General features: G+C 39.3%; 5 protein-coding genes. All 5 read left to right on the top strand.

Going from position 1 to position 8,602, the window contains the following annotated elements:
• The first annotated feature begins 162 nt into the window (after nucleotides 1-162).
• The gene (locus QZ359_RS03590) at nucleotides 163-4,554 is read left to right on the top strand and encodes a PolC-type DNA polymerase III (protein WP_265472230.1); all 4,392 of its coding nucleotides are present in this window, start codon (nucleotides 163-165) and stop codon (nucleotides 4,552-4,554) included.
• Between the two features lie 76 nt (nucleotides 4,555-4,630).
• The gene (locus QZ359_RS03585) at nucleotides 4,631-5,137 is read left to right on the top strand and encodes a DnaA/Hda family protein (RefSeq protein WP_293960104.1); all 507 of its coding nucleotides are present in this window, start codon (nucleotides 4,631-4,633) and stop codon (nucleotides 5,135-5,137) included.
• A gap of 12 nt (nucleotides 5,138-5,149) precedes the next feature.
• A complete protein-coding gene (locus QZ359_RS03580) occupies nucleotides 5,150-6,100 on the top strand; it encodes a WYL domain-containing protein (protein ID WP_293960101.1) in 951 nt (316 codons plus the stop codon).
• Between the two features lie 7 nt (nucleotides 6,101-6,107).
• Nucleotides 6,108-7,421 carry a DUF262 domain-containing protein gene (locus tag QZ359_RS03575; protein ID WP_261064266.1) on the top strand — a complete coding sequence of 438 codons (1,314 nt, stop codon included), beginning with the start codon at nucleotides 6,108-6,110 and terminating at the stop codon, nucleotides 7,419-7,421.
• A partial coding sequence (locus QZ359_RS03570) for a DUF262 domain-containing protein (RefSeq protein WP_293960094.1) occupies nucleotides 7,415-8,602 on the top strand: 1,188 nt, incomplete at its 3' end. The genes QZ359_RS03575 and QZ359_RS03570, both read left to right, overlap by 7 nt.

The raw sequence follows: 8,602 nt of genomic DNA, 5'->3' as shown, positions 1-8,602 counted from the left end.
AAGATGTACCTAAGTCAGTACAAGAAGAAATCATTAAGAAAAACAAAGGTGAAGACTAATCAGTCCTCACTCTAGAAGGAAGTCACTTAGTGGCTTCCTTTTGTCTTTAGAAAACACCTCTAAGTATGGTAAAATAGTAGGAGAATAATGTGAGGAAAATGAATGTCAAATAGTTTTGAAATTTTGATGAATCAACTGGGGATGCCTTCTGAAATGAGACAGGCTCCTGCTTTAGCACAGGCTGATATTGAGCGAGTTGTGGTTCATAAAATTAGTAAGGTATGGGAGTTTCATTTCGTATTTTCTAATATTTTACCGATTGAAATCTTTTTAGAATTAAAGAAAGGTTTGAGCGAAGAATTTTCTAAGACAGGAAATAAAGCTGTTTTCGAAATCAAGGCTCTGTCTCAAGAATTTTCAAATCAGCTCTTACAGGCCTATTATAGAGAGGCTTTTTCTGAAGGGCCATGTGCTAGTCAAGGTTTTAAGTCACTTTATCAAAATTTGCAAGTTCGTGCGGAGGGGAACCAACTCTTTATTGAAGGTTCCGAGGCGATTGATAAGGAACACTTTAAGAAGAATCATCTTCCTAATTTAGCTAAACAACTTGAAAAGTTTGGTTTTCCAACTTTTAATTGTCAAGTTGAGAAGAATGATATCCTGACCCAAGAGCAGGAAGAGGCATTTCATGCTGAAAATAAGCAGATTGTTCAAGCGGCCAATGAGGAAGCTCTCCGTGCTATGGAACAACTGGAACAGATGGCACCACCTCCAGCGGAAGAGAAACCAGCCTTTGATTTTCAAACGAAAAAAGCTGCAGCTAAACCCAAGCTGGATAAGGCAGAGATTACTCCTATGATCGAAGTGACGACTGAGGAAAATCGTCTGGTCTTTGAAGGGCTTGTTTTTGATGTAGAGCAAAAAGTGACCAGAACAGGGCGTGTTTTAATCAATTTTAAAATGACGGACTATACTTCAAGTTTTTCTATGCAAAAGTGGGTTAAGAACGAAGAAGAGGCTCAGAAGTTTGACCTAATTAAGAAGAATTCTTGGCTCCGAGTGCGTGGGAATGTAGAGATGAATAACTTCACACGCGATTTGACGATGAATGTGCAGGATGTGCAGGAAGTTGTTCACTATGAGCGCAAGGATTTGATGCCAGAAGGTGAGCGTCGGGTTGAGTTTCACGCTCATACTAACATGTCGACCATGGATGCTCTGCCAGAGGTTGAAGAAATCGTTGCGACAGCTGCTAAATGGGGACACAAGGCGGTTGCCATCACAGACCATGGGAATGTCCAGTCCTTCCCACACGGCTATAAGGCGGCCAAGAAAGCGGGAATCCAGCTAATCTATGGAATGGAAGCCAATATCGTGGAGGACCGTGTCCCTATCGTCTATAACGAAGTGGAGATGGACTTGTCGGAAGCGACCTACGTGGTCTTTGACGTGGAAACGACGGGGCTTTCAGCTATCTATAATGACTTGATTCAGGTTGCGGCTTCTAAGATGTACAAGGGGAATGTCATTGCTGAATTCGATGAATTTATTAACCCTGGGCATCCCTTGTCAGCTTTTACTACTGAGTTGACTGGAATTACAGATGACCATGTCAAAAATGCCAAACCACTAGAACAAGTTTTACAGGAATTCCAAGAATTTTGCAAGGATACAGTCTTAGTTGCCCACAATGCGACCTTTGACGTTGGTTTTATGAATGCCAACTATGAGCGTTACGGTCTGCCTAAAATTAGTCAGCCAGTTATTGATACGCTGGAGTTTGCTAGAAACCTCTATCCTGAGTATAAACGTCATGGTTTGGGACCGTTGACCAAGCGTTTTGGTGTGGCTCTAGAACATCATCACATGGCCAACTACGATGCGGAAGCTACTGGTCGTCTGCTCTTTATTTTTATCAAAGAAGTAGCAGAAAAACATGGTGTGACCGATCTAGCTAGACTTAACATTGATTTGATTAGTCCAGATTCTTATAAAAAAGCTCGGATCAAACATGCGACGATTTATGTTAAGAATCAAGTGGGGCTGAAGAATATCTTTAAACTGGTTTCCTTGTCTAATACCAAGTATTTTGAAGGGGTGCCACGGATTCCGAGAACGGTTTTAGATGCCCATCGGGAGGGTTTGATTTTAGGATCAGCTTGCTCTGAGGGTGAAGTTTTTGATGCGGTCGTTTCCCAAGGTGTGGATGCGGCGGTTGAGGTGGCCAAGTATTATGACTTTATCGAGGTCATGCCACCAGCTATTTATGCGCCATTGATTGCCAAGGAGCAAGTCAAGGATATGGAGGAACTCCAGACTATTATTAAGAGTTTGATAGAAGTGGGGGACCGCCTTGGCAAACCTGTTCTGGCTACCGGCAATGTTCACTATATCGAACCGGAAGAAGAGATTTACCGTGAAATTATCGTCCGTAGTTTGGGCCAGGGGGCTATAATTAACCGAACCATCGGTCATGGGGAACATGCTCAACCAGCACCACTTCCAAAGGCTCATTTTAGAACGACTAATGAGATGTTGGATGAATTTGCCTTCTTGGGAGAGGAACTGGCTCGTAAATTGGTTATTGAAAACACCAATGCCTTGGCAGAAATCTTTGAACCCGTTGAGGTTGTTAAGGGTGATCTCTATACACCTTTTATTGACAAGGCTGAAGAAACGGTCGCTGAGTTGACCTATAAGAAAGCTTTTGAAATTTATGGAAATCCGCTACCAGATATTGTTGATTTGCGGATTGAAAAAGAATTAACGTCTATTCTGGGGAATGGATTTGCCGTGATTTATCTGGCTTCTCAGATGCTAGTGCAACGTTCCAATGAGCGGGGTTACTTGGTGGGTTCTCGTGGGTCTGTTGGCTCCAGTTTCGTTGCGACCATGATTGGGATTACAGAGGTCAATCCTCTCTCTCCTCACTATGTCTGTGGTCAGTGTCAGTATAGTGAGTTTATCACAGATGGTTCTTACGGTTCTGGATTTGATATGCCCAATAAGGACTGTCCTAAATGTGGTCACAAACTCAGTAAAAATGGGCAAGATATTCCTTTCGAGACCTTCCTTGGTTTTGATGGGGACAAGGTTCCCGATATTGACTTGAACTTTTCGGGAGAAGACCAACCTAGTGCCCATTTGGATGTGCGTGATATCTTTGGTGAGGAATATGCCTTCCGTGCAGGAACGGTTGGTACGGTGGCTGCCAAGACCGCTTATGGTTTTGTCAAGGGCTATGAGCGAGACTATGGGAAGTTTTATCGTGATGCAGAGGTAGAACGCCTCGCTCAAGGTGCGGCTGGTGTTAAGCGGACAACAGGACAACACCCGGGGGGAATCGTTGTTATTCCGAACTACATGGATGTCTATGATTTCACACCTGTCCAGTATCCAGCGGATGACGTGACGGCTGAATGGCAGACAACTCACTTTAACTTCCATGATATCGATGAGAATGTCCTCAAGCTTGATGTACTGGGACACGATGATCCAACAATGATTCGGAAACTTCAGGACTTGTCTGGTATTGACCCTAATGAAATTCCTATGGATGACGAAGGCGTGATGGCTCTCTTTTCTGGGACTGATGTGTTAGGGGTGACACCTGAGCAAATCGGAACGCCTACGGGCATGCTGGGGATTCCAGAGTTTGGAACAAATTTCGTACGTGGAATGGTCGATGAAACCCATCCGACGACTTTTGCGGAGTTGCTTCAGCTTTCAGGTCTATCCCACGGTACCGATGTTTGGTTGGGTAATGCTCAAGATCTGATTAAGCAAGGAATAGCAGACCTATCGACTGTTATCGGTTGTCGGGACGACATCATGGTTTACCTCATGCATGCTGGTCTCGAACCTAAGATGGCCTTTACCATCATGGAACGAGTACGTAAGGGCTTGTGGCTAAAGATTTCCGAAGAGGAGCGAAATGGCTATATTGAAGCCATGAAGGCCAATAAGGTGCCAGAGTGGTATATCGAGTCCTGTGGGAAAATTAAGTACATGTTCCCGAAAGCCCATGCGGCAGCCTATGTTATGATGGCCTTACGTGTAGCCTACTTCAAGGTTCACCATCCGATTTATTATTACTGTGCTTACTTCTCTATCCGCGCCAAGGCCTTTGATATCAAGACTATGGGGGCGGGCTTGGATGCCATCAAGCGCAGAATGGAAGAAATCTCTGAAAAACGGAAGAACAATGAGGCCTCTAATGTGGAAATCGATCTCTATACAACTCTTGAGATTGTCAATGAGATGTGGGAGCGTGGTTTCAAGTTTGGGAAACTCGATCTCTACCGTAGTCAGGCGACAGAGTTCCTCATCGATGGGGATACCCTCATTCCGCCATTTGTAGCAATGGATGGTCTGGGAGAGAACGTTGCCAAGCAGTTAGTGCGAGCGCGTGAAGAGGGAGAATTCCTCTCTAAAACAGAATTGCGCAAGCGTGGTGGGCTCTCATCAACCTTGGTTGAAAAGATGGATGAAATGGGGATTCTCGGCAATATGCCAGAGGATAACCAGCTCAGTTTGTTTGATGAGTTGTTTTAAGAAAAAAATTAACAGACGGACAAATATTGTCCATCTGTTTTGTTATACTTATAGTACAAAAGAAAAAGAGGTTTAAATGATGAACAATACAGGCTTAAATAACAAATATCAACTTGAAAATTTTCTAGAAAAAGATGGCAATGCTTTAGCAAAGAAAGAAGCCTTAGAAGTAGTAAAGAACTTAGGCTTAAAATACAATCCATTTTATATTTATGGGGAATCGGGTTCAGGAAAAACACATCTGCTACAAGCTATTGGTAATAAGGTTCTTGAGAAAAATCCAGAAAAGCGAATAAAATATATTTCTGCCGAAAACTTATTAGAAAATGAGCTAGAAATACAAAAAATTAGAGGTGAGGAGTTGGATCTTCTACTAGTAGATGATATTCAGGTATTGGGAGAAAAAGATGATATGATTCAAGAAAAAATTTTTAACCTCTTTAATTCTTTCTTTGGTAGGAAAACGCAAATTGTTTTATCTGGTAATTCTGAACCAGATCAGTTGAAAAATGTTCAATCTCGTTTGATTGTGCGTTTTAAGTGGGGAATGATAGCGTGTCTAACATCGCTTGAAGATGAATAAAAAGGACTTTAGATGAATGATCAAGAGAGATTACTAACGATCTTTTTACGCTTACAGTTTGGGATTCCATTAGGAAAAAAGCAACTGGTTCAGGAATTTGAGGTTAGTAAAAAGACGATACAGAGAGATTTTTCGCTACTCCGTGATATTTTATCTAGTAACACCAGTTATAGTGGAGATTTGCTTTATAACCGTAAGACGAATAAGTATTGTTTAGCAAGTAAGTCAGTTTTTAATAAAAAGGATATACTCGTTATTTCAAAGATTTTATTGGAAAATCGAGCATTGAATCGGCCAGAAATTGATAGCTTACTAAAAAATTTACTGGTTTTAGTTCCTCGTGATGACCAGAAAGAAATCGAGAAGATTATTGGTAGTGAAAAGCTCAATTATGCTCCCTTAGCGGATCAGCAAAATAGAATAGAGAAAATTTGGAATTTATCAGAAGCTATTTTGCATGAACAGGTTCTAGACATTATCTATCAAAAACCTTATTCTGAATCTTCTAAGAGGCAGACTGTTTTACCAGTCTCTCTTTACTATGATAGTCATTATTTCTATCTGGTTGTTTACCAGTTGAAACATGCTACTTATATTACTTTAAGAGTAGACCGTATCGAGTCATGGTCTCTTAGTGGTATAGAGAAACCCTCTATTTCTTATCGAGATAAATTTAGAGATGGTGACATTCGTAACGAGAGAGTGGATGCTTTTATCGGGAAGAAAATCAGTATTGAGATCGAGTATTTGAATGATCCGACTATTGTGATGGATCAATTTCCAAATGCAAAAATAGTTGGGAAAAATGGTGACTGGACTCATTTTCAGTTTGAAAGTCAGCATACACCGGGTCTTAAACGCTGGTTGCTGGGACAAGGGGAAGCAGTTACTGTTTTGTCTCCTCGGATTTTAGTAGAGGATATGAAGCGAACAGTTCAAGAAATGATAGATAAATATAAATGAGGATAAAATGAGTATTCAATTTACTTCTAAAAAGGTTGGAGAACTATTGGAAGAAGGGGACTTGCGAATTCCTTCTTATCAAAGACCTTATAAATGGAACAGAAAACATATCCGTAATCTTTTTTATGATTTACGAGATGCTATGGGGAAAAAGGAATATCAGATTGGATCCGTTATCCTGCATGAAAATGATGGACACTTAGATATTGTCGATGGACAGCAACGGCTAATTTCAATTTCTTTGTTTCTTCATTCGTTAGATGATTTAGAGAATTATAAGGGTGCGAATCAACTGTTGAGTGCTGAAGAATTTGGAGAGATATCTTGCTATCATGCGAGTGAAAATTATAATGAGTGGAAAAATTTAACTCAATTAGTTGGCGAAAATGAGGCAAAAGATATTTGCAACTTTTTATTAGAGAATTGTGCTGTCTCTGTGATTACTATGCCCCAAGAACGATTATCAGAAGCCTTTCAGTTATTTGATTCTCAGAATAATCGTGGAAAATCTTTAGAACCTCATGATTTGCTCAAAGCTTATCATCTTCGCAAGCAAGATTCCGAAGACGAAAGAATTGTGGAAAAGTGGGAGCAATTTGTAGAGGATAAAGAGTTAAGTCTCAAAGAGTTGTTTGATAAACATCTTTTTCGTATGAGACGTTGGTCGCGAGGAGAGACAGGATTAACAAACAAGCGTTATGGATCTTATCTCCGCTTTACAGAGGATTTTATTGACGATTTTAAAGGCGTTGATTTGAATCAGAACTTTCCATATCTAGAATTGTATCGTCATATTGAAAATCTCCCTATGTCAATTACTATGCCAATCATTGATGGAAGTAAATTTTTTGAGTATATTGAATCTGCTCATGAAACTATTAGAGTTCATAAAAATTTTTTAAATAAACAGTTAGGGGTCTCTAATGAGTCAGAGAAGGAAGAACAAAATTTAGCTTACCCAGAAGGTATGTTAAACATTTACAATAGCTCAAAGGGGCGCTACCTCAAGTGTCACAATCTATTTCTAAATATTTGCTTGCTTTTCGCAGATAGATTTGGAAAAGATGAGCTATCAAAGGAGATAGTAGAGACCTTGTTTATTTGGTCTTACTACCCTCGAGTTAAATCTAAAGCCATATATGATGCGACGGTTGGGAACTATGCTGCTGGTGGAAGGTTTAGACAAAAAGAGGTTCAAAAGCTATTTCAACTTTTATCCCATGCTGTCACTCCGAATGATTTTATGATCAAGATAGATAGAGAGTTATTTGAAAATTATACTGTGGATAGGATTATAGAAGAGGAAAAAGATAAATGGTAGAAACACATATAAGCTTATCAGTTAATCGTTTGTTAAATGAAGATACCTATGCTATTCCTCTTTATCAGAGAAATTTTGCTTGGACTTATGATGAAATTGAGCAGTTATTGAACGACGTAGCAGATGCTTTTCAAGAAAATAGAGACAATTATTATATTGGAACATTGGTCGTTAATAAAGAGAATGACATTTTCAAAATCATAGATGGGCAACAACGGACAACAGCCCTTAATTTGATTGCCTTAGCTTTGAAGCATGAGTTTGGTTTTGATAGATTGAAAGCTGTCAATCTTACCTTTCCAGCTAGGAAGAAATCGAATGAGAATATTCAAAAGCTATTTACCAAGCAAAAAATTTCAGAGGACGATGAAAATGAGCTGACTAGAGGTTACGGACATGCTAAAGACGCATTGAAAAAAGTGCTAGAGGAGCGCCGTCTTGATCTTCAGTCTTTCGTTGATTATCTTTTTGAGAAGGTTATCATTTTTCGGAGTATACTTCCTGAAGATTTAGATTTGAATCTTTATTTCGAACGTTTCAACTCTCGAGGTGAACAACTAGAAGCTCATGAGATTCTTAAGGCGCAAATGATGGCTAAGTTCGGTACAGATCAAGAAATGGCGCAAAAGTTTGCGAGAATTTGGGATGCCTGTGCAGAGTTTGATAAGCCGGTAGCAAGTCAGTTTAAGATGCGGCGGAAGAGAGCAGATGACTTTCAAGAACGTGAACGTATTTTTGGATGGCATTTTACAAATTACTCATTTCATAATATTTATAATGATATTGATTTTCATCAAAATGAAAGAAGAAAGTTATCAGATATATTAGGAAAAAAGATAAATGAAAAAAATATAGAAGTAGAAAAAGATTTTGGCGATTATACTACAGTCATTGATTTTCCAACATTCTTACTCCATGTTTTGGCAATTGAGGAAGGTAAGAAAACTGATGAGATTCAACTAGATGATAAGAAACTCTTAGCACTATTTGATATAAAAAATAAAGATAAAACTTGGGTTATTGAATTTAGTGAATTTCTTCTTAGAATAAAACATATTTTCTATAATTACATCATTAGAAACTCGAATACGGATTCTTCAAGTAGAAATAAGGATGAATGGTTTTTGCAGAAGGGGACTTATTATGAATATCAACCTAATGGGAAAGCGAAAGAGCATTAT

Origin of the sequence: Streptococcus sp. (assembly GCF_019414905.1) — a bacterium.
Classification (GTDB): domain Bacteria; phylum Bacillota; class Bacilli; order Lactobacillales; family Streptococcaceae; genus Streptococcus.
Note: the sequence above shows the minus strand (reverse complement) of the source record. Positions and strands in the feature narration are given on the sequence as shown.